Raw genomic sequence first — 1,212 nt, 5'->3', positions numbered from 1 at the left:
GGGCGCGCTCCCGACAGCATTCCCGCGCAAGCCGGGACGCAGACCCCTTGGCCGGGGCGCACGCGCCCGCTCTGCCCATGGCCCGGCCATGCGCACTACAAGGGCCGCGGCTCGCTTGAAGATGCGGCCAACTTTGCCTGTGCCAAGTCGGGTAGTGCAAAGTCCGGGCATGCCGCACAGCGTTGAGCAGCCCTTGCGCGACCGGATCACTGCCGAACTGAAGATGAGGATCGCGGCTGCGCTTGATAGGCATGCCCGGTTTCGTTTCATTGTGCTTGTGCCGAGAATGTGGATCGGCACGAAAGCCGGCACAGCAAAAGCCCGATTTCGTGCGCTTCGGATTCCACGATCTGCGCCATCTTTTCGTCGTTCGCGAACTGCACGCTGTCCACGAAGCTGGCGATCATGTCATCGTGTTCGGGACAGTGCATTCGCTGGAGGCCACACATTCCCGCAAGCCCCTGCTTTTTTCCAAGGCGCCTATGGTGGGATCGCGTGACGGCGGTAGCGCTGCTGCCAGAACCGCACCAAGCCAGGGGGCGCGTCCTTGCGGCCCGTTGGACGGTCGTCCGGTTCTCTTATCGGCGACCTCGACAAAGCTATGCGGTCTGTGCAAGGCGTGAGGCCTCATCATAGCGAATTTCGAGTTGAATGTGAAAGAAGCAAACCCCGTCAAGCTCACTCGGCGGCGCGGGCAGCCCAGCAGAGCCGATGCCAGCCAATGGGTCCTGGCGGCCATGGACATTCTTGCCGCGCATGGTGTCGATGCCTTGCGCGTGGAGCAGTTGGCCAAGTCTTTGGGGGTGACCAAGGGAAGTTTTTATTGGCATTTTCGCGATCGGGATGCCTTTCTAGAGGCAATTCTCGATACTTGGCGCCGCCGAGCTACCTTGCAAATCATTGATAGACTGGAGCAAAGTGGCCAATCTCCGAAGGATCGGCTGGCCGCGTTGTTGAGCTTACCCTATGCTGGTACAAAGGCGGAGCAGGCGGCCTCGGTCGAATTGGCGATCCGCCTCTGGGCCCGCACCGATGCGCGCGCGCAGCGTGCGCTGGCAGAAGTCGATACGTTGCGACTTCGTTATTTCGCCCAATTGTTCGGGGCGATGGGGATGACGGAGCAGGACGCCGGAATCAAGTCAGTGGTGGCTTACAGCTATATGCGCGTGGCGCCGTCATTGCCGGATTACAATGCTGAAACGAGTCTTGTTG

General features: G+C 60.6%; 3 protein-coding genes. 2 read left to right on the top strand and 1 reads right to left on the bottom strand.

Going from position 1 to position 1,212, the window contains the following annotated elements; all coding sequences use genetic code 11:
* On the top strand, positions 1 to 186 hold a 186-nt coding region (locus P4L78_RS15145; protein WP_309328686.1), incomplete at its 5' end, for a tannase/feruloyl esterase family alpha/beta hydrolase.
* 80 nt (positions 187 to 266) lie between these two features.
* On the opposite strand, the gene P4L78_RS15140 is transcribed toward P4L78_RS15145, so the two are convergent.
* Entirely contained in the window at positions 267 to 407 is a 141-nt protein-coding gene (locus tag P4L78_RS15140; protein WP_309328685.1) for a hypothetical protein, read from the bottom strand.
* Between the two features lie 330 nt (positions 408 to 737).
* On the opposite strand from P4L78_RS15140, the gene P4L78_RS15135 reads away from it, so the two are divergent.
* A partial coding sequence (locus tag P4L78_RS15135) for a helix-turn-helix domain-containing protein (protein WP_309328684.1) occupies positions 738 to 1,212 on the top strand: 475 nt, incomplete at its 3' end.

It is taken from the genome of Silvimonas sp. (assembly GCF_031291215.1).
GTDB classification, from domain to species: Bacteria; Pseudomonadota; Gammaproteobacteria; order Burkholderiales; family Chitinibacteraceae; genus Silvimonas; species Silvimonas soli.
Note: the sequence above shows the minus strand (reverse complement) of the source record. Positions and strands in the feature narration are given on the sequence as shown.